This window comes from Caballeronia ptereochthonis, from assembly GCF_001545075.1.
Lineage (GTDB): Bacteria > Pseudomonadota > Gammaproteobacteria > Burkholderiales > Burkholderiaceae > Caballeronia > Caballeronia ptereochthonis.
On record NZ_FCOB02000037.1, the window covers coordinates 19,402 to 44,007 of the forward strand.

The window sequence follows — 24,606 nt, forward strand, 5'->3', positions numbered from 1 at the left end:
CGCTCTGCGCCCAATGAAAAGCGGGACGCACGGCAAGGTGCATCCCGCTTGAAGCGGCGCCGCATGGCAGCGCCGTCGATGAGCGCGATATGCCCGCTTACGGGTTCTTCTTTGCGCTGTCCTTCACTGCTTCGCGCGCATCGCCCACGCCCTTTTGCACGTTGCCTGCGGCCTGCTGCACATCACCCTTGGCTTCCTGAACCTTGTCGCCCGTCATCTTGCCGACGCCTTCATTGATCTTGCCTTTGACCTGCTTGCCGACGCCTTCGACCTGATCCTTGTTCATCTCCGTTCTCCCGTGCTTTGCAGCGTTGTTGGCTGCGCGTTGCGCTTGAACTGAGCCATTCAAGCATCTGCGCATTCCGCCCAGGACCATTCCCAAGCATGGTTCCACGATGCGCTTCGTTGGTCAGCACGCATAGCGGCGTATGTCTGAAAGCTACGTAGGCGGAATCGCACATACACCCGCGACAACTAGCGAGACGCTATTTTCATTGCAACAAGTACTGTATGTTTGTACAGTACAATAAGACCAGTTGGGAAGGGGTGAATCATGGAGTCGAGCGGCGAAAATTTAAGCAGGAAGCAGTTTGCCCGCGCAGTGCGTGACCTCGAGCGCATCACGCGCCAGATAGCAGGGCGTTACATCGACAAAGGCGTGCCGCTGACGTGGCGTCTGCTGCACGCGATCGAAGCCGAAGCAGTGGCCGACTTGGGTTTTGCCGGGCGGCACGAAGCCGCGCTGCGCGAGATGTTCGCGCGTCCCGACGACTTTCATTTTCCCGAAACCGATGATGTAGTCGACGTCGCTTCGTCCAACGCCTTGCCCGCCGTTTTCGCCTTCGTCGTGGACGCCTACGAGCGCGCTGCACGACACGGCCGGCCGCAACTCGCCATCGCCGCGCACTGACGCCACCCGCCCGGCACGCGGCGCGTTCCGCGTGCCTCACCTCATCCCACCTCGCATCGAATGCCTTCAGAGCGCGAAGTCCGCTGCCATATCCGCGTCGGTGCGTGCTTCGAGCCTGCCGTCCCGGCATGCGGCGCGAAACTGCTCGTAGTCATTTTCCACCTGATCCGCATAGCCACGTCCGTAGCGCGCGAGCACCTCGGCCATGCGATCGCTGTTGCCGAGATAGCCTGAGATCTCCGGCGCGCAGCCGCCGGCTTTCGCATGCGCGCGGGCGAGCGCCCAGCCGCAGAGCGCGGCGTATTCACGAAACGCATGCGTATCGTAGGTTTCAAGCTCGGCGGAAATCTTCATGTCGCGCAGCTGGCGAATATAGAGCGAGCGCCCGAGTGGGCCGGTCACCCAGCCGAGAAAGGGATCGGTGGCCGCTTGCATCAGGCGTTGTCCGTGAACGACGCGCTGGCCCTCGTGCTCCGGCTGATTCGCGGCTTTCGAAGACTTCGCGTATCTCGCGACGACCGATGTCGACGCCTCCTTCATCTGCAGGAAAAGCGGCTTGTCGTGATGATCCGTGAGCAAGAGAATCAGGCAGCGCGTTCCGACGCTGCCCACGCCGACGACTTTGAACCCGACATCCTGCAGCGTGAATTGCGAAAGCAGCCGTGCGCGCTCCGGCGTCAGCGTCGCGACATAGTTGCGCATGATCGCCGCAAAGATTTCCTCGCGGCTGCCTTTCAGCGTCATCCAGCCATCGTCCTTATCGATCAGCGTGCTTTGGCCGCGAATGTGGAACACCGCGGGAGGTGCATCGCGGATGCGCCAGGCATTGCCCGTTCGATCCGCGAGCTTCGGCAACATCGTCTCGTGCGTACGACGCGACGCGCGCTCGATGCCGCGCTTGATGCGCCGCCGCGCGTCGTCGGTCTGCACCGCGTCGTACATGCGCTCGAACGTGATGCGCTCGTACCAGAGGTCGAGCACGCTCATTTCGGCGTATTCGCGCATATGCGACTGGTAGCTGCGCGCGGCGAGAAACGCGAACTCGTCGGCGGCGAGATCGCCGTGCCCGAGATGCCGCCCGGCGATCGTGAAACTCGCGACCAATCGCTTCAAATCCCATTCCCAAGGTCCGGGCGCGGTTTCGTCGAAATCGTTGAGATCGAAGATGAGCGCGCGTTCCGGCGTCGCGAAGCCGCCGAAGTTGGACAGGTGGCAATCGCCGCAAATCTGGATCGAGATGCCGCTGTCGGGCGTAGCCGCCAGATCATGCGCCTGAAGGATTGCGCTGCCGCGGTAGAACGTGAACGGCGAGGCCAGCATGCGGCCGTAGCGCAGTGGAATCAACGCGCCGACACGGCCCGCGCTGCTTTCCTGCAAGAGCTCGATGGGATCGCGGGCGACATCGCCGATCGCTTCGTGCGCCCCACGCGGGGTGCGCTCACGCGCTGCGCGCCCGTTCGCGCGGCGTTCCTGCCAGGTCTCCTGGGCCATGGTTGAACTCCTTTGCTCTTGTACTTGTGCGTGGAAAGAAGCCGTGTAGACGACAGTAGACGAGGAATCGCCTCCGCCGCAAGACAGTTATCGACACTTCCGCAAACACGTGCCCTTGACGTCAAGCCCCTGAAGCCCGACCCTGTGCGCAGTGCACTACAGCGCGCCACGCGCTTTCCGACACCATGCCGAACACTTCCGATCTCTTCGATCAACAGCGCGCCGACTGGCAGGCGGATCCGCATGCCGCATTCGACGCATGGCTTGCGCAGCAGTCGTTCAGAGCATCATCGGCCGATGTTTATCGCGCGCAGTGGGGCAATTTTCTGGAATGGCTCGCGGCGAAGCGCGCGACGCTGCACACGGTGCAGCGTCCCGTCATCGAGCAATTCGTCGCGCAGCTGGACATACGCCGTCCGCAGCGCATGCGTTACCTGCGGCTCATCGAGCGTGTGCTGGATCATCTGCGCGAAGTCGAGTCGGCGGCGACGAACCCGGCCCGGTTCATCGCCCAGGACGGCAACGCCGCCTGGCGCAAGGCGCGCGACAACGAGCCAACCGGCTTTCTCACGCACGATGAGCGCGCGCTGCTCATCGCGCATCTGTTTTCACCGCTGGGTGAGTTGCCCGCCGGACAGCGCTGGCGCGAGCGGCGCGATCGGGCGCTCGTCGCCGCATTTCTTGGCGGCGGCGTGAAAACGGGCGAAGCGGCGCAACTGAGCGTCAATTGCTACGCGGCCGGTGCACCTTATATCACCGTCGATGCCTCGAATCCCTTGCTGATCCGGCAAGCGCGGCTCGCGCCTTTCGCCGTCGAGCTGCTCGACGACTGGATCGGCGAACGCAAGACCGCCGGGCTGGCGGGCGACTTGCTGTTTCCCGCCGCGCCGTCCGGCCGCCCGATGCACAAGGCCACGATGCTGCGCGCGATCGACGCGGTGGTGGCCGCATCCGGCATCGCCGCGTCGCGCGTCGCACGGGCGAGTCCGCAGACGCTGCGCAACACCTACGCGGCGGAGTTGTTCGAGGACGGCACGGACCCGGATCGCGTCGGCCAGTGGCTAGGATTTCAGCAGACGATCTCCGTTAATCGGCTGCATCGCGCGTGGCGGGAATGGATGGGTGAGCAAATACGGGAGCGCGATATCGCCTTCGCCCGCGCGAGCGCGGCTCGATAGGCGCACGCGCAAGGACCAATCGCTGATCCCGAAAACTCTCACCTTTGATGCCAGCTGCCGCGTCGACGCCGTTAGGACGTCCTCACGCGGGCTGATCGAAGAAAACTCTCGACGGCCGAAAGCTTCGACGACACTGTCGCCGACGTCCGCTCACAGTTCGGACAAGACAGTTCGTACTCGTCCTCGTGCCTCTGCATTTCGGGTTCGCCGATTTCGCACGCGGGACAGACAGCCGGCGCGACGACGTGTGCATCGATCTGCGTGCCAATTCCGGCGATTTCGGCGGCAGTGAGGCGTCCTTCGACCGCCAGAGACGCAATCAGTGCACCGATTTCGGCGCTGGCGCCCGACTGGACGCGCTGCGCATCGCGTTCGCGAACGAGCGCATCGATCTCGTCGGACTGCGCGCGCACTTGCGATTCGAGCCGGTCGGCGCGATTCCGTGCTGCGCTAAGTTGTTGAATGAAATCGAATTCTTTCTGACTCGCCTCTCGCACGCCGGCCTGATACGTCGCGGCCATGCCGCGCAGGGAATCGAGCTCGACGAGCATTGGCCGCACGCGCCGCTCGGCTTCCTTGACGGCGTCCTTTATCTGCTGGGCGTAGTGCTCGGTGTTATGGCGCAGTTCGTTCTGCAGCTCATCGACACGGTCGCGAAGACGCGCCGCAGCCGATTGTTCTTGCTGCAGGCGCTCGGAAAGCGCTTCATTTTCCTTTTCCCAGCGGACGATGACTTCGCGCAAGCCCGTTTGTGCATCCGATCGCTGGCAGCGAAGCACTTTCAGTTCGGCTTCCAGCGCCGCGATCTGGGCCGCGCTCGCTTCGACGCGCGCCTCCGCGCGCTGATGGGCCTGCTCGATCGCCTCCCGCCGGATATTGGCATCGCGAACTTCTGCCTGCGCGGTTTGAACGGCGGCGGCGAGGTGTGCCTTCTCCTCGTCGAGCGCGGCGCGGGCATGCTGCCGTGCTTCATCGTAAAGCGCGGCCAGCAGCTCGCCGGCCCGTTCGTGCAACGACTCCGGGATCGCGCCGGAATCGACGCGGACACGCAAAGCCGAGCGCAGACCAGCCCAGAATGCTTCGATATCTTTGGGAATGTCGCTCGCGCTACCGGTTTGCGTGAGTTCCCGGACGGTCGTCACTGAGGGCCGGATGCCGAGATCGAAGAAAAGACGCTTGCAGGCATGCTGAGACAGATCCTGTCGACGCGCTCCGGTCGCGCGCATGGCTTCGATTTCCTGCCGCAAGGTGTCGCGGATTTGCTGGTCCATGGTAAAGATAGGAAGTTCGAGGTATCAATCATAACGTTTTACGTCTCGTACGTTACAACTTTCGATCTTCCGTGCGATTTTCGTTTTCTTGCCTGTCAGGAACTCCATTTTGCACGTTTTGACTTACGTCGCGTGTGGGCTTTCGTGAAACATCGTGAGGTAACCAGGCTAACTATATGATTTGGTGAATGTTTGAGTCAACTTTCAACTGAGGGAGGCTGTTTCACGGGTTATCGGCCTTATTACGCTTCACTGTGCATACTCGGTGCTTCTTGAGAGTATTAGAAGTAAACACCATTGAACCTTGTTAAAACAGTTAACGCCCGCGCAGAGCCTTGTGACATAAGGCTTTGGGGGCTATTGGGTGAGACTGTTCGGGACATATGGTGAAGTTCTTCGGGATAGAGCGGTGATGGGCTTCAGGGCTCTCCGTGAGGAGAAGCGGGAGTGATCGTGAGCGGGTTCAGGATGCGCGATCGCGGGCATGGTGAGCAATTTCGGGAGTTCCCTCCGCTGGGCCCATTGATGCGCTTGGGGCTGCTTCAGTCGCCTTATCGAAGAAAGGTGAGAGTATTCGGGACATGCGAAAAGACCAGAATATGCAGTCTGTTTGGGTAGTTTTTACCGAATGGTGAGATTTTTCAGGGCAAATGGCGGTTCGAAGGTGAGATTGTTCGGGTGAGACGGCGCTTTTGCGGCACTTCCCACGGATTTTTGCTCGAAAGGTGAGGAGTTTCGGGAGCGAGCAAGGGGACGCTGCATCTTGCGCTCGACGGCCAATTAGCCCAAAGCCGCTTTTTGCACCGCTTCCATGGCTCGAGGTGAGTTTTTTCGGGAGCGAAGCGTCAGCCTGCGCGGCCTCCGGGCCGCGTCGCCCTGTCTACCTAAAGGTGAGACGCTACAGGATTCGACAACCGCGCTTGGTACGTCTGCGGTTGAGGGCGAATCCTGTGCGATAAAAAAATCTATTAAAAACATATGTTTGGGCTGGTTATGACGTATCCGTTGCCGACTATGGTGAGGGCTTTCGGGATGTCTTGGCGCGCGGGGCACTATACGTCAACCTGCGATAGGTGAGTATCTACGGGACTCAGCCTGCTCGGATCAACGCGAGGAAAGCGAGATAAGTGCCTGGATGAGCTTGATTTTTTCAATCGCTTCATCCCAAGGTGAGAGTTTTCGGGACTTTCCGCAGAGACTTGCGCAAGCCGTACCGGGCTGCCAAAAATGGCAAAGGTGAGGCTTTGCGGGATCCATTTCGTCGCAAGGCGCATCGGTAAAGGGACGAAACCGATGTTTCCAACTCCGCGCGCCGAAGCAAGGTGAGCGTTTTCGGGACTCGTTTGAAGCCATCAATATGAGTGAGGCGACGTGCTGCCACATTTGCACCATGAGAGCCCGGATCGCCCGGACAAAGTGGACGGCGGCGGCGCTGTCTCTCACGTACCACACGTCGTAACTGCACGAAAAAAATTCGAGGTGAGTTTTTTCGGGAGCTCTTTTCGATCATCCGGCCTACCCCGAAAAAGCGGCGCAATTCGTTTACCCGCGTGGGCGCTACGTATATGCGATAACCGCGACGGGTGAGTGGTGAGCATTTACGGGAGCGCACCGCAGTGAGCCGGAGGGACACGTCTTCATTCACCCCAATATGGTGAAGCGGTCCCTATAGACGCGGTTCACCCCAATCGGTATCCTTCCTCGCAATATTGAACCCGTCCATCGCATGGCAACCAAGCGCGCAAAGAAAACCGACGTAGTCAGCCCGAGTTCGGCGGAATTGCGCAAGGCGGTCGAAGCCATTGCGATCCAGCCGAAGAGCGGCAAGATCACGCTGCTCACTCGCAAGCTGTTCAACGTACTACTTGCCGTCGCGCAACAGGCTGACGACTCCGGTGACACCTATCGCGCGCTGCTCTCCGACATCGTCGCGAATTCGGCATTCGATTCGAACGATACCGCACTGGTCAAGGAACACTTGCGTCGCATGGTGTCGGTGCAGGTGGAGTGGAGTACCGGCACGTCGAGCCAGAAACCCGGACGCAAATGGGGCATTTCGACGCTCATTGCCGATGCCGAAATTCTCGAAGACCCGACCACGCGTCGCGTCTGGGTCGAGTTCTCGTTTGCGCCAAAAATCAAGAAAAAGCTGCTCGATCCCGTGCAATATGCGCGTCTGAGTCTGCAGTTCCAGAGCCAGTTGCGTAGCAGCGCGGGTCTCGCGCTCTACGAAATCTGTGTGCGCTATCTGACCAATCCCAGCCACCTGACGATGCGCGAAACCTGGGAATGGTGGCGTCCGATTCTTTCCGGCACGCCGGACACGGAAGCCGGCGACGAGGCCAAGCGCGAGTACAAGTATTTCAAGCGAGATTATCTGCGCCCGGCAATCGCCGAGGTCAACGCGGTAACGAATATCTTTGTCGAATTGGTGGAGCATCGCGAGGGGCGTCGCGTCGCGGAAATCCAGTTTCGCGTGACGGAGCGCAAGCAGCCGATGCTCGCGCTCGATGAGCATCCGAACGTCTTCGATAGCACGCTTGTGGATCGGATGGTGAAGATCGGCATTCCGCTCAAGGACGCTCAGACGCTTTACGCCGACAGCGAGGAGAACCGCATCCGCGCCGCTTTGCAGATGACGGAGCAGCGCATGCGCAGCACGACGTTGCCGCCGGTTCGCAGCGCCGCGGCGCTGTTCAAGGACGCGCTCAAGAAGGGCTATGCGCCGCCGGTCGATGCCCTGCCTCCCGCAACGAGCATGGCGGCTCCGCGCGCGACAGTGGCCGTTTCCGGCGCCGACGATCTCAAGGCACGTCTGTTGAGCGAGTTCTCGGCGCATCGCCGCAAGGAAGCGCGCGTGCTCTACGACGAGCAAGGTGAGGAAGAACGGGAGCTCGCGCGTCAGTCGTTCGAGGAAGACGTGCTGCCGGGTCTCGGCACGCATATGCGAGACGATTGGCGCAAGCGAGGCCTGGACTCGAAGCTGGCCGAGACGTCGTTTTTCGACTGGCTCGCCCGAAAGACGTGGGGCGAGCCTACGGATGGCGACCTGCTGGCATTCACATTGAGTCAATCGCGCGTGGGTTGAGGCTCGCTACCGCGATCCACCGCAACATTGCTTTGCTTCCCGGGAAAGCAAAAAGGCCGCCGGAGAACGATCCGGCGGCCGTGTACAGCCTTACTCTTACTTCCTGATCTGGCCAGACTGAAGCATCGTTTCGATCTGGTGCAGCAGTTCATCACGCTTCTCTCGCGACAAGCCGCGCAGGCGCAGCTCGAGACGGTCTTCCCCATATGATTTCAGATCGCCGACTGCGACGCCATCCAGCTTGATCTCGAGCCGCTGCGCATAGCGCTGGCGGCTCGGCGTCTTGGGCGCGCCTTGAGTGCTCGCGCGCCCTTTGACGATATCGGCCACCTGGCGCGTGCTCAGATCGTCCGAGGTAATCTTGTTGATGAGCCGCAACGTGGCATCGCTTCCGCGAGCAGCGTGGTAGCGCGTGATCTGATAGGCCATGTTGGAGCCGAACCGATCCGGCCGCGCCACCATCTCCTGCATGACGTTCTCGGGAAGCTTTGCAATCGACAGCGCCACCGCGATCGTCGATTCGTCGAGGCCCAGATGATCGGCCAGTTCGCGCTGGCTCTGGAAGTGTTTCTCGTCGAGGAACCGCCTCCAGACCACCGCATTGTCGAAGACGGTCTGCGAGTCGCGCTGGACGTTCAGGTCGTAGCCCAGCTTGTAACTCTGAATGCCGACCGGCAGATCGACCACTACCGCCTTGACCGATTCCTTGTTTGCCTCTTTCAACGCCCGCACGCGGCGTCCGCCGTCGCTGACGAAGAACGTTCCCGGATTTTCATAATCGGGGATGACGTGGATCGCCTGCTGTTGCCCTTGCTTGGCGAGATTGACGGCCAATTCAGCGATCGACGTCTTGAGATAGAAATGGCGCGGATTGAAGGGACTCGGCTTGATCGACTTCAGCGGCAACTCGATTACCTGTCCCGCGGTATAGCGATTCGCACGCCGCCATGCGCGATATTCATCGGATTCCGGACCGGCGGCGATATCGCTTGGCTCTTCTGCGGCAAAGGCGCTCGAGCGGCCGTTCGCTGCCTGCCCCACATGCTGGATATCGACGATCCCGTCGATCGCGTTGAGGCGGTCGAGTGCCGTGCGCTTCTCGCTGCTCGTCGAGTCGGGGCGGGCCTTGAAGCCCTTTGCAAACTGGGACGGTTTCATTCAGGGTCCTTTATGCGCATAAAGTCAGGGGAGCATGCCGAGGATTTCGTCGGCCACGGCGCGGATCTCCGTCGCGGCGAGGCGTGAACCACGGTCGGTCATTTGAAGTACGGTCTGGCCAAGTGCCATCGCCTGCTTGTAGCACTCGCGCGTGGGGATCTGAGTCTTGAGCAAGGGGAATCCGAGCTCTTCCAGCGCGACTTTGAGTTCGCGCGTGAGCATGCGCTTCTCTTCGGTCTTGTTGAGCAGGAAGACGGCGCGCAGGTCCTCATTCATCACTTGCGCTTGTTGAACGAGCTTGACGAGACCGACGCTCGACCAGTAATCCGCCGGCGATGAAGACGTCGGAATCACCGCGACGCTCGCCGCGAGCAGCACCACACCAGATACCTTTTCAGTGATCGACGGCGGGCAATCCACGACGATGATGTCGTAGTCGTTGACGAACTTCTTGATCTCACGATGGATCTGCCCTCCTGCTTCCGACAGATTGACGACAGGAAACGGAATTCCGCTCATTCCATCCGATGCCGCGCTCGACCAGTGAATGAGCGTGTTCTGACCGTCCGCGTCGACCACCAGCACACGCTTCTTCTTTTCGTGAAAGGCCGCGCCCAAGTGCATCGCAATCGTGCTTTTGCCGACACCGCCCTTCTGCTGCGTGATCGCTATGATTTCCGCCGCCACGTTTTACTCCGAAATTTGAAGTCCGTTGAATTCTACATTGGCGTAGTTATTTTTCCAGTGAAATTCAGCAACGAATTAACGCGTTAGCCGTTCGGCCGAGGTTTATGCGCATAAAGTCGGGACCGTGCGTTCAGGCTTTGCGTGTATTCGAGAAAAAGCCTATGGAGATCGACTTCGCGAGCTAAGGCGCTCCGGCGGACTTTATGCGCATAAAGCTGACGTCCCGGATCTATGCTTCGCCAAATCGAACCGAATAGCTTCGCAACTCGGCGACCGCGACCCATTCCGAGCGAAGGACTTTATGCGCATAAAGCTCCAGCACCGCACTCTCGAATAGACTCCGCTTCCCGCTCCCCCGTCATCACCCGCCATACAAAATCGCCTATCCTAAGCGCTGATCCCACCGCCGCCCTGTCGGAGCCGTCATGACTGTTCGCAACCTCGATATCCTGTTCGCGCCAAAGTCGGTAGCCGTGGTCGGCGCGTCGTCGCGCGCGGGCAGTATCGGCGAGATGGTGTGGACGCGTGCCTTGTGCGCGGGATTCAAGGGCCCGATATGGCCCGTCAATCCGAAATACAAAACGCTGGGCGGGGAGCGCGTCTTTGCCGACGTCAGCGCGCTCCCTGACGCCCCGAATGTCGCCGTGCTCTGCACGCGACCGCAGACATGGCCGAAACTCGTCGAGCAACTCGGGAAACGTGGAACGAAGGCGGTGGTAATCGTCGGCGAAGCGAAGCAGCGAGGCGACTCACGGGTAGCGCAACAAGACAGGTCGCAGGCATTACCTGCCGATGCCGACAGCTGGACCGCCCGTACGCTAGCCGCTGCGCGTCCGTTCCTGATGCGGGTCGTCGGGCCGGCGAGTCTCGGCATAGTGGCGCCTGCGATCGGCGCATGCCTCGGCGCGCCGGCCTGCAGCGTGAAGCCTGGCGGCGTCGCGTGGGTTTCCGGATCGAACGCGTTGACGAATGGCGTGCTGGGCTGGGCGCGTGCACGCGGCCTCGGTTTTTCGAGAATCGTCGCGTTGGGCGATGAAGCTGATGTCGACTCGGGCGATATCCTCGATTTCCTGGCGAGCGACGCCTCGACGCGAGCCATCCTGCTGGCCATCGAAACGGTGAGCTCGGCGCGAAAGTTCATGTCGGCCGCCCGCGCCGCTGCGCGCAACAAGCCGGTGCTCGTGCTCCGTACCGGCCGCGACGATCCGTTCGATCGCCTCTACGGCGCCGCTTTTCGCCGCGCGGGCCTGGTTCGTGTCGACTCGCTCGACGACCTTCTCGACGAGATCGAGACCCTCGGCATCGGCCGAGTCGCGACGAGCGATGTCGCCACGGTGATCACCAGCGATCGCGGCGTCGCAGCCCTCGCGCAGGATGCGTTCGGGTGCGCGGGCGACGATCTCGCTCCGTGGCCCATTGCCGCGCGCGATGCCGTCGCCGCGGCGCTGCCCCGCGCCCACGCAGGCAATCCGCTCCTGCTCGGCGACGATGCGACCCCCGCCGATTTCGGCGCCGCGCTCGAAGCGCTCGCCGCGCATCGCGAGACAGGCACCGTATTCGTCGTGCATGCCCCGACGCACAGCGCGCCCGTCGCTGAAGTCGCGCGTACGCTGATCGCCGAGCGGCGACATGCGTACCGTGGCCTGCTGACCTGCTTTTTCGGCTGCGTCGATTCCGCGACGCGCGACGAACTGCACGCGAACGGCATTCCCGTGCATACGACGCCGCATCGACTTGCACGCGGCTTCGCGCGTCTCGTCGATTTCCGGCAGGGCCGCGAACTCCTGATGCAGACGCCCGATGGCCTTCCTTTGGAAATTCCCGAGGAAATCGACGCCGCGCAAAGCGAGATCCGCGTCGCGCTGGAAAACGGCATCGCCGAATTGAACGGGGAGCGTGCGGCGCGCGTGCTCGCCCGCTTCGGCATCGCGGTGAAGCCGGGACCGCCGGACTCGTTGACGAGCGATGCCGTCGAGATCCAGACGCGCCTGCTCAACCATCGCGTATTCGGTCCGGTGTTCGAGTTCAGGGCCGAGGGTGCGCTGGGCCTCGCCGATGCCCTGCACGAGTTCGCGCTGCCGCCGCTCAATCCCGTGCTCGCGCGCGATCTCGTCATGCGCTCGCCGCGTTCGCGCGAGCTGCCCGCGGAGATGCTGCTCAATGCGCTGACCGGGCTGTCGCAACTCGTTTGCTATATCGAGGAGATCGTCGCGTTGCGGCTCGTCTTGCGCGTCACGCGCGATTCGGTCGCCGTGCACGAGCCGCAACTCACGCTGGGCGCTCATCGCAAGCCGCTCGCGATCGTGCCGTATCCGCGCTGCCTGGAGGAGACGCTCGACTGGCGCGGCATGCGCGTCACGGTGCGGCCGATCCGCCCCGAGGACGAAGACGCGCATCGCGCATTCGTCGCCGCCAACACCGCCGAAGACCTGCGCCTGCGCTTTTTCGGCGCGGTGCGCAACTTCGATCATTCGCAACTCGCGCGCATGACGCAGATCGACTACGACCGCGAAATGGCGTTCATCGTCACGGCGGCGAACGGCGAGGGCGCGGCCGAAACGCTCGGCGTCGCGCGGGCGATCGCCGATCCCGACAACGAGACCGCCGAATTCGCCGTCGCCGCGCGCTCGGACATGAAGGGGAAGGGATTGGGATCGCTGCTGCTCTCGCGGATCATCGATTACGCGAGAAAGCGCGGTACCCGCTGGCTGGTCGGCGAAGCGTTACGCGAGAACGCCGGAATGATCGCGCTCGCGCGCAATTCCGGCTTCGAATTGACGAAGACCGAAGACCCTGGCGTCGTCGGCTTCAGGATGCGGCTGTGCGAGTCGCCGTCACAGCCGCGAGCGGATTAGGCCGCGAGCCTGGCCAGCGCCTCATCGACCTGTGCGCGCGACAGTGAAAGCTCGCCGAGCAATGCTTCGGCATACGAACTTCCCGTCTCCTTCTCGAGCCGCGCGATCGTCAATGCGCAGCGCGACGTATCCTTCAGCGTCGCGATGAATGGCTTCACCGATTGTCCGGACGTGAACGCTTCGAAGAGCGGCACGCGGATTTCCTCGGGTAGCGCGCGCGAGGTCCACTGATACGGCTTGCCGTCATACGTCAGTTGCGGCGGTAGGGTGCGCTCTTTCCTTGCGGCAGGAATCAGGCCGAAAGTGCGCGCCGCGTCGCCGATCTGTTCGGCCGTGAAAAGCTCGTCCGGCGTGATGTGGAACTGCGCGATGTACGTTTCGATCGCCTGCATCGCGGCCGCGCGATCGTCGCGTTTCTTCTGCGCGCGCGCGACGATGTCGCGCAACTCGTCCGCTTCGCCGGACGTGATCGTGAAGTTCGCCTGTTTTTGCTGGAGTTCGGTGAAGCGCAGGAATTCTGAATCGGAGAGAAGTTTCGCCATCGGGAATGCGTCGGATTGAACACGGCGGCGCGTCGTCGCGGCGCGCCGTCTTTTTGAGAGGGCCGCCATTCTAACGCGCGAAGCGTGCGCCGCTCAGTCGTGCATCATCGAGAGCGACGCCGCCGCATCTTTCAACAGCGCAGTGACGTCTCCGATCGACGGCGCCACGTACTCGTCGATGCGTCGCATGTAAGGGCAGGTGAGGGCGGCGATCGCCTGACCCGACGGTCCGATCAGCGGGAATGTCACGTCCGTCACGCCGAACGTCTGCTGGCTGTCCTTCTTCGAGTAGCCCGCTTCGCGGATCTGCCGGTAGTCGGCGTCGAGCACCGCGCGATCGAGCGCGATTTCGCCCTTCACCTTCGTATGCTCCGCGAGCATGTGCTCGCGTTGTTCGTCGGTCTGGAAAGCGAGCATCACGCGGCCCGAGCCGGTGTCGATCAATCCGACGCGCGAGCCGAGCCGGACCGAAATGCCCCACGTTCCGGGGCCGTCCACTTGCGCGATGACGAGCAGATTGCCGCGATCGTAGACCACGAGATGCACCGACTGCTCGGCCGCATCCGCAAATCGCTGCATCACGGGCAGGGCCTCGGAAATCAGCCGGTTCATCGGCGGATGGCGATGCGCGAGCGCATAGAGCTTCAGGCTCAGCGAATAGCGGTCGCCTTCGGGCGAGCGCACGACGTACTGCCGCGCGACGAGCCGCTCCAGCATCCGGTACATCTCGCTCGCGTTGCGCCCGAGCATCTTCGTGATTTCCGCGCGCGTGAGCCCCGATTTCTGCTCGGACAGCAATTCGAGGATGTCGAGCCCCTTGTCCAGCGCGGGCGCGCGATAGCGATCGGCCTCGCCGTCGTTGTCCGTTGGTTCCGAATCCATTTTCAGTCTGGGTCGATTCATGTTCTGGCGCGCCAGAGTGTAAGCCGCCCGAAGGCGCTTGCGTTCGATGGCCGGCTAGGGAAATTACCGATCCTTCTGGCCACGCGCCTTCTTGACTTCGTTTTGTCCGTATATGAATAATACGTTCACTGATGAATACATGCATCGAAGGAATCTCGCAGCACCCACAGCCGCAGGTTTGAAGTAGTCACCAAGAACCGCACACATCAGGAGACAAGACGCATGACGTTCACCCGGTCGGCATCGCGCCCGCCGTCGGCGCGATGCTCGTGATGCCCGCGGCTTCGTCGGGCTTCGGCCTCGAATGGCCGGCGGCGGGGCTCGCGGCGATCGTCGTCGTGGGCGCGCTGATCGGCTTCGTCAACGGCTTCCTGGTCGTGCGGCTGCGCCTGAACGCGTTCATCGTCACGCTCGCGATGCTGATCGTGCTGCGCGGCATGCTCGTCGGCGCGACCAAGGGCGGCACGCTCTTCGACATGCCGCCGTCGTTCTTCACGCTCGCGACGACGCTCGTGCTCGGCCTGCCGGTCTCGGTATGGCTCGCGGCGGCGGCCTTCGCGTTCGCGGCGTTCATGCTGCGCTATCACCGCCTCGGCCGCGCGCTCTATGCGATCGGCGGCAATCTGGAAGCGGCACGCGGCGGGCATTCGCGTCGAGCGCATCACGTGGGGCGTGTTCGTGCTGGGGAGCGTGCTCGCGTCCATCGGCGGCCTGATCGTCACGGGCTACGTCGGCCCGATCAACGCGAACCAGGGCAACGGCATGATCTTCACGGTATTCGCCGCAGCGGTGATCGGCGGCATCTCGCTCGACGGCGGCAAGGGCACGATGCTCGGCGCACTGTCAGGCGTTTTGCTACTGGGCGTCGTGCAGAATCTGCTGACACTTGCGCAGGTTCCATCGTTCTGGATTCAGGCGATCTACGGCGCGATCATCCTCGGCTCGCTGATGGTGGCGCGGCTCGCGGGCGGCGAAGCGCAAAACTGAACTCATTTGAGATAGCGACGATGCAAGAAACAACCGACCCACGCCTCATTCTGCTGAGTCCGGAAGACAACTGCCTGATCGCCGCAGCGCGTCTGCCGCAAGGCGAAACGCTGATGATCGAAGGCGAGCGCATCACGCTCGCGACGACCGTCGAGCTCGCCCACAAGGTCGCGCGGCGCGCGTTGTCGAAGGACGAAAAGGTACTGCGCTACGGCGCGATCATCGGCCACGTGAACGCCGATGTCGCGCGCGGCGAGCATCTGCACACGCACAATGTGGAAAGCGACTACATCCCCACTTACACACACGACGCCGGACACGCGTACGTGCAGCACTAGACGCTCATGAACAGCACGCCGAACACTCCCGCACTGCAAGGCTATCTTCGTGCCGACGGCAAGAAGGGCATCCGCAACGTCGTCGCAGTGGCGTATCTCGTCGAATGCGCGCATCACGTCGCGCGCGAGATCGTCGCGCATTTTCGTCCATCGTTACATGCCTTCGACACTTTCGACATCTTCAATCCGCAAGCCGAACCGCCCGTGCATCTGATCGGCTTTCCGGGCTGCTACCCGAACAGCTACGCCGAAAAGATGCTGGAGCGCATCTGCACGCATCCGAACGTCGGCGCGGTGTTGTTCGTGTCGCTCGGCTGCGAGAGCATGAACAAGCACTATCTCGCCGATGTCGTGCGCGCAAGTGGCCGCCCCGCCGCCGTGCTGACGATCCAGGAAAAGGGCGGCACGCGCAGCACGATCCAGAACGGCCTCGACTGGGTGCGCGAGGCGCGCGCGACGCTCGCCGTGCAACAGAAAGTGCCGATGGCGCTCGACGAGCTGATCGTCGGCACGATCTGCGGCGGTTCGGACGGCACGAGCGGCATCACGGCGAATCCGGCAGTGGGTCGCGCGTTCGACGCGTTCATCGGCGCCGGCGCCTCGTGCATCTTCGAGGAAACGGGCGAGCTCGTCGGCTGCGAGTTCCATATGAAGCGCCGCGCGGCGCGGCCCGAACTGGGCGACGCGATCGTCGAATGCGTGCAGAAGGCCGCGCGCTACTACACGACGATGGGCCACGGCTCGTTCTCGGTCGGCAATGCGGACGGCGGGCTGACGACGCAGGAGGAAAAGTCGCTCGGCGCGTATTCGAAGAGCGGGGGGGCGCCGATCGTCGGCATCATCAAGCCGGGGGACGTGCCGCCGACCGGCGGCCTCTATCTGCTCGATGTCGTCCCCGACGGCGAGCCGCGCTTCGGTTTTCCGAACATCAGCGACAACGCAGAGATCGGCGAGCTGATCGCCTGCGGCTGTCACGTGATTCTCTTCACGACCGGACGCGGCTCGGTGGTCGGCTCGGCGATTTCGCCGGTCATCAAGGTTTGCGCGAATCCGGCGACCTATCGCAACCTGTCCGGCGACATGGACGTCGATGCGGGCCGCATCCTCGAGGGCCGCGCGACGCTCGACGAAGTGGGCCGCGAAATCTTCGACGTCACGGTGGCGGTGGCGGCGGGCGCGGCGTCGAAGTCCGAGGCGCTCGGGCATCAGGAATTCATTCTGACTTACAAAACCTTCGAACCGGTCGGTCCCGCGTGTTTGCCCGGCGGCGCGGGACGCGTTACTGTGGCGGCTTGAATCGCGGAAATCGAAACACACTGACCGAGGTTTGCACATGACCGCACACGGGCAAGAAGCAGTTTCGCGCCGGCGCAGGATCGGCCGCACGTCACTCGACGTCACCGCACTGTCGCTCGGCACCGCGCCGCTCGGCGGGCTGTATCACGAACTCACGGAAGACGAGGCGCGCGCTACCGTCGATGCCGCGTGGCAAGCCGGCATCCGCTTCTTCGATACCGCGCCGCACTATGGCCACACGAAGGCGGAACATCGTCTGGGCGATGCGTTGCGGCGCTATCCGCGCGGCGACTTTGCGATCTCGACGAAAGTCGGCCGCCGCTTCGTCCCGCGCACGACGCCCGACGACGGCAGCGAAGGCTGGGCCGCGCCGCTTCCCTTCCAGGCTATCTTCGACTACACCTACGACGGCATCCTCCGCTCGTTCGAGGACAGCCAGATGCGGCTCGGCATGATCGATATCGACGTCGTGCTGATCCACGACATCGGCCGATACACGCACGGCGAGCAGAACGCGCACTACTGGAAGCAACTGACCGATGAAGGCGGTTTTCGCGCGCTCGAGGAATTGAAGCAATCGCGCGGCGTGAAGGCGGTCGGGCTCGGCGTGAACGAAGGCGCGGCGGTGATGGAAGCGATGGCCGAATTCGACATCGACTGCGCGCTGCTCGCCGGACGCTATACGCTGCTGGAGCAAAACACGCTCGACGATCTCCTCCCCGAATGCGAGAAGCGCGGAGTGAGCATTCTGCTCGGCGGCGCGTTCAATTCGGGCATTCTCGCGCGCGGTCTCGACGCGAAGGCGCACGGAGATCTCAAGTTCAACTACGGCGACGCGCCGAAAGAAATCGTCGAACGTGTCGGCAGGCTGGAGCGCGTGTGCCGCGAGCATGGCGTCGCGCTATCGACCGCGGCCATCCAGTTTCCTTATGCGCATAAAGTCGTGGCCACGGTGCTGATGGGCGCGCGCACGCCCGATGAAGTGCGCGAGAACGCGGCATCGTTCGCGACGCCGGTTCCGTCCGCGCTATGGGATGCGTTGCGCGCCGAAGGCTTGCTTCACGCGAACGCGCCGGTGCCGCGATGAAAACGAACGTGAGCATCGACGCGCATCAACACTACTGGGACCCCGCGCGCGGCGATTACGGCTGGCTCACGCCGGATCTCAAGCCGCTGTATCGCAGATTCGGCTCCGGCGATCTCGCGCCATTGCGTCAGGCAGCGGGCATCGAGCGCACGGTCGTGGTTCAGGCGGCGCCGACGGTGGAGGAAACGCGCTACCTGCTCGATCTCGCGCGCAGCGACGATTCGATTGCCGGCGTCGTCGGCTGGGTGCCGCTCGATTCGTCCGACGCACCCGCGATCCTCGACGAACTCGTGCGCGAGTCGAAATTCAGGGCCGTGCGTCCGATGCTGCAGGACCTGCCCGACGATACGTGGATCGCGCACGCGCCGCTCGAAGCCGCGATCGAACGCCTGATCGACCTCGATCTCGCCTTCGACGCGCTGATCTTCGCGCGGCACGTGCCTTCGCTGATCAAGTTCGTGGAGCGATACCCGAAGCTCAGAATCGTCGTCGATCATGGCGCCAAGCCGCCGATTCGCGATGGCATCGAAGCAGGCTGGCAGCCATGGGCCGACGGCGTCGCGCAACTTGCAGCGTTACCGCAAAAACTTCATTGCAAACTTTCGGGTCTGGCTACCGAAGCAAAGGAAAACTGGAGCGACGAAACGTTGAAACCCTATGTCGCGCATCTCCTCGAACATTTCGGCGCCGAGCGCCTGATGTGGGGCAGCGACTGGCCGGTGCTGAACATGAACGGCAGCTACAGTGACTGGCACGCCGCTGCGCGGCGCCTGACCTCTCATCTCGAAAAAGCCGAGCAAGACGCGATTTTCGGCGCGAATGCCCGCGCGTTCTATCGCCTCTGAAACGGCTGATATACCCGGCATGTCTCAAAAACAACTTCGACTGGAGCAGTAGATGGTACAAAGACTGGCAGGCAAGACGGCGCTGATCACGGCGGCGGGACAAGGCATCGGGCTCGCGACGGCCGAGCTCTTCGCGGCGGAAGGCGCGCGCGTGATCGCAACCGACATCCGCACCGAATCGCTCGAAGGGAAGCCGTTCGAAGTGCACAAGCTCGACGTGCGCGACACGCAGGCGATCAACGCGCTCGCGCAGGAAATCGGCGCGATCGACGTGCTCTTCAACTGCGCGGGCTTCGTGCACTCCGGATCGATTCTCGATGCGAGCGAGGAAGACTGGGACTTCGCCTTCGACCTCAACGCCAAGGCGATGTATCGTACGATTCGCGCTTTCCTGCCGAAGATGCTGGAAAAGGGCGGCGGCTCGATCATCAACATGTCGTCGGCGGCGTCGAGCGTGAAGGGTGTGCCGAACCGTTTCGTGTATGGTGCGTCGAAGGCGGCCGTGATCGGCCTGACGAAGGCGGTCGCAGCAGATTTCGTCACGCGCGGCGTCCGCTGCAACGCGATCTGCCCGGGCACGGTGGAATCGCCGTCGCTGAAGGATCGCATCGCGGAGCAGGCAAAGGCACAGGGCGCGACCGTCGAGCAGGTGCAGGCGGCGTTCGTCGCGCGCCAGCCGATGGGGCGCGTGGGCCGCGCCGAGGAGATCGCGGCGCTCGCGCTCTATCTCGGCTCGGACGAATCGTCGTTCACGACGGGTCAGATTCATGTCATCGATGGCGGCTGGTCCAACTGACCAACCATCATTCTTTTTCGGAACAAGAGGATCAAACCAGATGAAGCTGCTTCGTTACGGCCCCAAGGGTCAGGAAAAACCGGGTCTGCTGGATGCCGAGGGCCAGATTCGCGACCTGTCGAAGGTCGTCGACGACATCGCCGGCGCGACGCTGACCGAGGCGGGCCTGGCGAAACTGCGTGCCGTCGATCCGGCGTCGCTGCCGGTCGTCGACGGTAATCCGCGCATCGGGCCGTGCGTCGGGCGCGTCGGCAAGTTCGTGTGCATCGGGCTGAACTATGCCGATCACGCGGCGGAATCGAACCTGCCGGTGCCGACCGAGCCGGTCATTTTCGGCAAGTGGACGAGCGCGATCTGCGGCCCGAACGACGACGTCGAAATCCCGCGCAACTCGGTGAAGACCGACTGGGAAGTCGAACTGGGCGTCGTGATCGGCAAGGAAGCGAAGTACGTCGACGAAGCCAGCGCGCTCGACTACGTCGCGGGCTATTGCGTGATCAACGACGTGTCCGAGCGCGAGTGGCAGCTCGAGCACGGCACGCAATGGGACAAGGGCAAAGGCTTCGACACGTTCGGCCCGATCGGTCCGTGGCTCGTCACGAAGGACGAAGTCGCCGATCCGCAGAAGCTCGACCTGTGGCTCGAAGTAGACGGCAAGCGCTATCAGAACGGCAACACGAAGACGATGGTCTTCACGGTCGCGCAACTGGTCGCGTATCTGTCGAAAGTGATGAGCCTGCAGCCGGGCGACGTCATTTCGACGGGCACGCCGCCGGGCGTCGGCATGGGCGTGAAGCCGAACGCGGTGTATCTGAAGGCCGGCCAGACGATGCGTCTCGGCATTCAGGGTCTCGGCGAGCAGACGCAGAAGACGGTCTCGGCGCAGTAATCCGGACGCGCATAAACAAAGAACCTCGCCGTGGCGAGGTTCTTTGCTTTGGACGACGGGTTCAGGGAAAGGTAGTTCAGGCGTGGAAAACCGGTTCGGTGGCGACGCCTTCGCCAATGCGCGTGATCGTGCCCTGCGCCACCGCGACGAGCCGCTCGGCGCCGCCATCGGTGACGAACACGTCACACTGGCAGGTCGCCTGCGTCATGCCCGCATGGACGACGCGTGCCCGCGCCATCAGCGTGCCGCTGACCGCCGGGCGCAGATAGTTGATCTTGTATTCGCCCGTGACGACCTTCGGCCCGAGCCTCAGCGCCCCCGCGAAGGTCAGCGCGTTGTCCACGAGATAACTCACCACCCCGCCGTGCACGAACCCGTGTTGTTGCCTCAGCTCGTCCCTGATGGTCAGACACAGCGTGAGACTCGCGGAATCGACCTGCATCAGTTTGGTTCCGAGCAAGGCGCTGAACGGTTGCGCATTCAGCGCACCGCGCGCGATATCGACAATTTCGGTCATTCGGACACTCCTTGGGTGGGTTCGGTGCCGTCCTGCAAAGACAATAGGAAGCGTTCGCGCGCACTGCAAGGAAGTCACGCAAAAATTGTGCAATGGGGCGTTTCAGGCGGCACGCGCGCGTCTTCGTCCGGGTTTGTCCGCAGCCGCGCGTTCCCTGCACCCGTGTAGACAAGCCTTTGCGGCAAACGATTCAAGCTTTCCGGGCTGCTTGCCGTAAACCCGCACTGTCCCCGCATAAGCGGGCTTATTTTCGGAAAGTGTGGGTGCAAGTGATGTTCGGAAAGATCAAGGTTTCATCGGGTTTGCTCGCGGTTCTGGTGGTGTTCTGTCTCTTTCAACTGGTGACCGAGGGGCTCGGTTTCTGGTCCCTCTCGCGCACGCATGACGATGTCGGCAGCCTGTCGGACATCGCATTGAAGCAGGTCGACGCGGTCGGCACGACCACGCAGCACCTGATGGACGCGCGCATCAACCTCTCCCGCGCGGGTACGCGCATGGTGCGCGGCGGCACCGAGCCGACGGAGATCGTGCAGCACGCGCGCGAGCAGATCGCCGCGGCGGATAAATCGTTCAGCGCGTTTCTGAACGCGCGGCGGACGGGCGACGAAAACGTGACGCGCGCCGCGGCCCTGCAGGCAAAATACGCCGAATATTCGAAGGCGCTCTCCGAACTCGTTCAGTATCTCGACGCGGGCAATCTCCAGGCGTTTCTCGATCAGCCGACGCAGGGCTTCCAGGACCGCTATCTCGCGGAGCAGCAGAACTTCGTCAATTTCGGCGACGCGGCGAGCCGCAGCTATCTCTCGTCGATCGACACGCGCTACGTGTGGTTCCGCGCGGTGGGCATCGTGATTCTCGTGGCGCTCGTCGCGGGCATCGCGCTCGTGCACGTCGCGCTGCGTCGCGGCGTGATCGAGCCGCTGGAGGAAGCGGGCCGCCATTTCGAGCGCATCGCGAAGGGGCGTCTCGACGAGTGCATCGAGGATCGCGGCACGAACGAAATCGGCCGCCTGTTCGCGGGCCTCGCGACGATGCAGGCGAGCGTCGCGAGCACCGTGAAGACGGTGCGCGAGACGTCCGATTCGATCAACTTCGGCGCGGATGAAATCGCGAGCGGCAACGCGGATCTGTCGGCGCGCACGGAAAATCAGGCGGCTTCGCTCGAAGAAACCGCGTCGAGCATGGAAGAGCTGACCGCCACGGTGCGCCAGAACGCGGAGCATGCGCGCGAGGCGAACACGCTGGCGGGCGAAGCGCTCAACGCGACTTCACGCGGCTCCAGCGTGGTGGACGATGTCGTCGAGAAGATGCGCGGCATCGCGGCGAGCTCGGACAAGATCTCGGAGATCATCTCGGTCATCGACGGCATCGCTTTTCAGACCAACATTCTCGCGCTGAATGCCGCCGTCGAGGCGGCGCGCGCGGGGGAACAGGGCCGCGGCTTCGCGGTGGTGGCGGGCGAAGTGCGCGGCCTCGCGCAGCGTTCGGCGCAATCGGCGAAGGAGATCAAGGAACTGATCGGCGAATCGGTGGCGCAGGTGAGCGACGGCTCCGAGCTCGTCGAGCGCGCGGGCGAGGCGATGCGCGAAGTGTCGGCGTCGATTTCGCGCGTCACGCAGATGATGGCGGAGATCAGCGCGTCGTCGCTGGAGCAGAGCGTCGGCATCGAGCAGGTCAACCAGGCCGTCACGCAGATGGACGAGATGACGCAGCAGAACGCGGCGCTCGTCGAGCAGGCCGCGGCTGCCGCATCGTCGTTGCACGAGCAGACGCGGCAGCTGAAGGCGGCGGTTTCGGTGTTTCAGCTCGCCTGAGCCGATCAGACTGGCAACGCCGCATACGACGTCGCGAGGTGATACGGCGTCGTCGACGGCATCTCGGCGCGGATAATGTCGCCCTGTGCCGAGCGGCATTCCACCCAGCCACGCTCGTGCAGGAAACGCGCGCGATAGTGCGCGATCTGCTCGCCGAGCGCTGCGCCGCGCGTGGCCAGCGCGCGCAGATATTCCGTCTGCGCCCAGATGCGCTGCGTGCCGTCGATCACCCGGCCGGTTTCGTCGAGCGCGGCGCATACGCCGCCGGTTTCCCTGTCCACGCCGTGCTTCTGCGCGAAGTCGAACGCGCGCGCGAGTCCTTGGTTGAGCCCCGCCGCTTCGAATGCGGCGTGCCCGCTACCGAGCGCGAGGAAATACCACTCGAACTGATGGCCAGGCTCCAGCCGGTTGCCCGCCGTGCCCATCGGCAGTTCGGCGATCGACCCGCTCGGCTCGTGCACGAACGCATCCGCAACGGACTGCGCGAGCAGCGCGAGACGCTTGTCGTAGGTGGCGTCGCCGGTCGCCTCGCGGGCCGCGAGCCACGCCTCGGCGAGATGCATCAATGGATTCTGCAGCGGCGTTTCGAGCGTCGCGCCGAAATCCTCGGCGAGCACCGCGTTCAGCAGATCGCCGCCGCTCGAAAAGCGCGCCTCGACGAGCCGGGACGTTTCGTCGAGCAGCGCAAACGCGTCGGCCGAGCCGCTGCGCTTCGCGTAATGCGCGCACGCGAAGACCACGAACGCATGCGTGTACAGGTCCTTCTGGCGCTCAAGCGGCGCGCCGCCCGCATCCACGCTATAGAACCATCCGCCGTTTCGCTTGTCCTGAAAATAGTGTCGTAGCGAATCGAAGAGCGTCGCGGCATGAGCGAGGTCGCCGGCTTCCGAGAACACGAACAACTGCCGCGCGCAGGCCATCGCGCGATAGCGCTTCGGCGGCAGCGGCGCGTGATCGCCCGGTGCGACGGCTTCGTATGGCAAGCCGAGCGCGGCATTGAACCCCGCGCCGCGCCAGACCGGCAGCACGACGTTCGCGTAGTGCTCGCGCAGCGGCGCGGCGGAATCCGGGCTCGCCGCTTGCATCGGCGACAAAGCGTTTGATTGCTGATCCTGCATAGGAAGACTCTGATTGGTCTGAAGGTGGCGCGGACTTGCCAGGCGCGCGTAGCAGGAAAGAATAGCAAAACCGCCCCGGCGCGAACCGCTTCTTCGGACGGCGCGCCGGGCCATCGACGAGAGGAGGACAAAAACATGTTGGGAAACATAGAACTCGTTTCGCGGCTCGTAATGGCCGCGGCGCTCGGGAGCGTGATCGGCTTTGAGCGCGAACGGCTGTCGTGGGCGGCCGGTCTGCGAACGCACATGCTCGTCTGCGTCGGCTCGGCGCTCATCATGATCGTGTCCGCATACGGCTTCGAGGATGTGCTCAAGGCCGATCACGTCGTGCTCGATCCGTCGCGGATCGCGGCGCAGGTCGTGTCGGGCATCGGCTTTCTCGGCGCGGGCTCGATTCTCCTGCGCGGCGAGATCATTCGCGGGCTGACCACAGCCGCGAGCCTCTGGTCGGTCGCGGCGATCGGGCTCGCGGTCGGCGGCGGGCTCTACACGGCGTCGATCTCGGCGACGGCCATCATCCTCATCATCCTGGCGGGAATCAAGCCGCTCGAGCGCCGCTTCATCAGCGTCAAGCAGCGCCGGCAACTGACGATGCTCGTCGATCGCGGCTCGCTCAGCTTTCACGCGCTGCACGAGGCGCTCGGGCCGGGCAGCGTGCGCGTGAAGCAGTTCGTCGTGCAGCAGAGCGATGATTCGCCCGATCTGGACGAGATTCGGGTCGAGCTGTCGCGCGCGTCGGCGACGGAATATCAGGCGATCTGCCACCGCCTGCGGCATCTCGATGTGGTGCGCGAATTTCGCGAGGACGATGGAAGCTGAAATTGCCTCGCGGGTGC

At 63.2% G+C, this 24,606-nt stretch carries 21 protein-coding genes and 1 pseudogene; 13 read left to right on the forward strand and 9 right to left on the reverse strand.

Annotated features, from left to right (window positions below):
• Window positions 1–97: 97 nt before the first annotated feature.
• The gene (locus AWB83_RS29660; protein ID WP_087049195.1) at window positions 98–286 is read right to left on the reverse strand and encodes a CsbD family protein; all 189 of its coding nucleotides are present in this window, start codon (window positions 284–286) and stop codon (window positions 98–100) included.
• Between the two features lie 267 nt (window positions 287–553).
• On the opposite strand from AWB83_RS29660, the gene AWB83_RS29665 reads away from it, so the two are divergent.
• On the forward strand, window positions 554–910 hold the full coding sequence (locus AWB83_RS29665) for a DUF2471 family protein (protein ID WP_087049196.1): 357 nt from the start codon (window positions 554–556) through the stop codon (window positions 908–910).
• A 66-nt stretch (window positions 911–976) separates the two neighbouring features.
• Here the strand turns inward: AWB83_RS29665 and AWB83_RS29670 are convergent, their stop codons facing one another.
• Entirely contained in the window at window positions 977–2,401 is a 1,425-nt protein-coding gene (locus AWB83_RS29670) for a DUF2252 domain-containing protein (RefSeq protein WP_087049197.1), read from the reverse strand.
• Window positions 2,402–2,586: 185 nt separating this feature from the next.
• Between AWB83_RS29670 and AWB83_RS29675 the strand changes: the two genes are divergently transcribed.
• The gene (locus AWB83_RS29675) at window positions 2,587–3,579 is read left to right on the forward strand and encodes a tyrosine-type recombinase/integrase (protein WP_087049198.1); all 993 of its coding nucleotides are present in this window, start codon (window positions 2,587–2,589) and stop codon (window positions 3,577–3,579) included.
• A gap of 71 nt (window positions 3,580–3,650) precedes the next feature.
• On the opposite strand, the gene AWB83_RS29680 is transcribed toward AWB83_RS29675, so the two are convergent.
• Window positions 3,651–4,850, reverse strand: a complete 1,200-nt coding sequence (locus AWB83_RS29680) for a DNA-binding protein (protein ID WP_087049199.1) — start codon at window positions 4,848–4,850, stop codon at window positions 3,651–3,653.
• Window positions 4,851–6,576: 1,726 nt separating this feature from the next.
• Here AWB83_RS29680 and AWB83_RS29685 point away from each other — a divergent pair.
• Window positions 6,577–7,938 (forward strand): replication initiation protein, encoded by a 1,362-nt coding sequence (locus AWB83_RS29685; protein ID WP_087049200.1) that lies wholly within the window; start codon window positions 6,577–6,579, stop codon window positions 7,936–7,938.
• A 96-nt stretch (window positions 7,939–8,034) separates the two neighbouring features.
• Here AWB83_RS29685 and AWB83_RS29690 read toward each other — a convergent pair whose 3' ends face one another.
• Both AWB83_RS29690 and parA read right to left on the reverse strand, forming a co-directional pair.
• Window positions 8,035–9,096: a ParB/RepB/Spo0J family partition protein gene (locus AWB83_RS29690; protein WP_087049201.1), complete on the reverse strand. Its 1,062-nt coding sequence runs from the start codon at window positions 9,094–9,096 to the stop codon at window positions 8,035–8,037.
• 24 nt (window positions 9,097–9,120) lie between these two features.
• Window positions 9,121–9,783: a ParA family partition ATPase gene (parA, locus tag AWB83_RS29695; RefSeq protein WP_087049202.1), complete on the reverse strand. Its 663-nt coding sequence runs from the start codon at window positions 9,781–9,783 to the stop codon at window positions 9,121–9,123.
• 425 nt (window positions 9,784–10,208) lie between these two features.
• On the opposite strand from parA, the gene AWB83_RS29700 reads away from it, so the two are divergent.
• Complete coding sequence (locus AWB83_RS29700; protein WP_087049203.1) at window positions 10,209–12,638, forward strand: bifunctional acetate--CoA ligase family protein/GNAT family N-acetyltransferase; 2,430 nt, start codon at window positions 10,209–10,211, stop codon at window positions 12,636–12,638.
• Here the strand turns inward: AWB83_RS29700 and AWB83_RS29705 are convergent.
• Window positions 12,635–13,180, reverse strand: a complete 546-nt coding sequence (locus tag AWB83_RS29705; RefSeq protein ID WP_087049204.1) for a hypothetical protein — start codon at window positions 13,178–13,180, stop codon at window positions 12,635–12,637. The two genes, AWB83_RS29700 and AWB83_RS29705, sit on opposite strands and share 4 nt — an antisense overlap.
• A 93-nt stretch (window positions 13,181–13,273) precedes the next feature.
• Window positions 13,274–14,062 carry an IclR family transcriptional regulator gene (locus AWB83_RS29710; RefSeq protein WP_087049205.1) on the reverse strand — a complete coding sequence of 263 codons (789 nt, stop codon included), beginning with the start codon at window positions 14,060–14,062 and terminating at the stop codon, window positions 13,274–13,276.
• Between the two features lie 257 nt (window positions 14,063–14,319).
• Between AWB83_RS29710 and AWB83_RS29715 the strand changes: the two are divergent.
• From AWB83_RS29715 to AWB83_RS29745, 7 genes and pseudogenes are all read left to right on the forward strand, one after another.
• A pseudogene (locus AWB83_RS29715) lies at window positions 14,320–15,070 on the forward strand (ABC transporter permease); the annotation flags it as partial.
• Between the two features lie 20 nt (window positions 15,071–15,090).
• The gene (locus tag AWB83_RS29720) at window positions 15,091–15,408 is read left to right on the forward strand and encodes a UxaA family hydrolase (protein WP_087049206.1); all 318 of its coding nucleotides are present in this window, start codon (window positions 15,091–15,093) and stop codon (window positions 15,406–15,408) included.
• A gap of 6 nt (window positions 15,409–15,414) precedes the next feature.
• Window positions 15,415–16,704: a UxaA family hydrolase gene (locus AWB83_RS29725; protein ID WP_087049207.1), complete on the forward strand. Its 1,290-nt coding sequence runs from the start codon at window positions 15,415–15,417 to the stop codon at window positions 16,702–16,704.
• Between the two features lie 37 nt (window positions 16,705–16,741).
• Window positions 16,742–17,791, forward strand: coding sequence for an aldo/keto reductase (locus AWB83_RS29730; RefSeq protein WP_087049208.1), 1,050 nt, complete (start codon window positions 16,742–16,744; stop codon window positions 17,789–17,791).
• Window positions 17,792–17,799: 8 nt separating this feature from the next.
• Entirely contained in the window at window positions 17,800–18,636 is an 837-nt protein-coding gene (locus tag AWB83_RS29735; RefSeq protein WP_087049240.1) for an amidohydrolase family protein, read from the forward strand.
• 52 nt (window positions 18,637–18,688) lie between these two features.
• Entirely contained in the window at window positions 18,689–19,432 is a 744-nt protein-coding gene (locus AWB83_RS29740; protein WP_087049209.1) for an SDR family oxidoreductase, read from the forward strand.
• A gap of 40 nt (window positions 19,433–19,472) precedes the next feature.
• The gene (locus AWB83_RS29745) at window positions 19,473–20,321 is read left to right on the forward strand and encodes an ureidoglycolate lyase (RefSeq protein WP_087049210.1); all 849 of its coding nucleotides are present in this window, start codon (window positions 19,473–19,475) and stop codon (window positions 20,319–20,321) included.
• A 76-nt stretch (window positions 20,322–20,397) separates the two neighbouring features.
• Here AWB83_RS29745 and AWB83_RS29750 read toward each other — a convergent pair whose 3' ends face one another.
• Window positions 20,398–20,838, reverse strand: coding sequence for a PaaI family thioesterase (locus tag AWB83_RS29750; RefSeq protein WP_087049211.1), 441 nt, complete (start codon window positions 20,836–20,838; stop codon window positions 20,398–20,400).
• 272 nt (window positions 20,839–21,110) lie between these two features.
• Here AWB83_RS29750 and AWB83_RS29755 point away from each other — a divergent pair, with 272 nt between their 5' ends.
• Window positions 21,111–22,652 (forward strand): methyl-accepting chemotaxis protein, encoded by a 1,542-nt coding sequence (locus tag AWB83_RS29755; protein ID WP_087049212.1) that lies wholly within the window; start codon window positions 21,111–21,113, stop codon window positions 22,650–22,652.
• A gap of 5 nt (window positions 22,653–22,657) precedes the next feature.
• On the opposite strand, the gene AWB83_RS29760 is transcribed toward AWB83_RS29755, so the two are convergent.
• Entirely contained in the window at window positions 22,658–23,770 is a 1,113-nt protein-coding gene (locus AWB83_RS29760) for an AGE family epimerase/isomerase (RefSeq protein WP_087049213.1), read from the reverse strand.
• 135 nt (window positions 23,771–23,905) lie between these two features.
• Here AWB83_RS29760 and AWB83_RS29765 point away from each other — a divergent pair, with 135 nt between their 5' ends.
• Window positions 23,906–24,589 (forward strand): MgtC/SapB family protein, encoded by a 684-nt coding sequence (locus tag AWB83_RS29765; protein WP_087049214.1) that lies wholly within the window; start codon window positions 23,906–23,908, stop codon window positions 24,587–24,589.
• Window positions 24,590–24,606 lie beyond the last annotated feature (17 nt).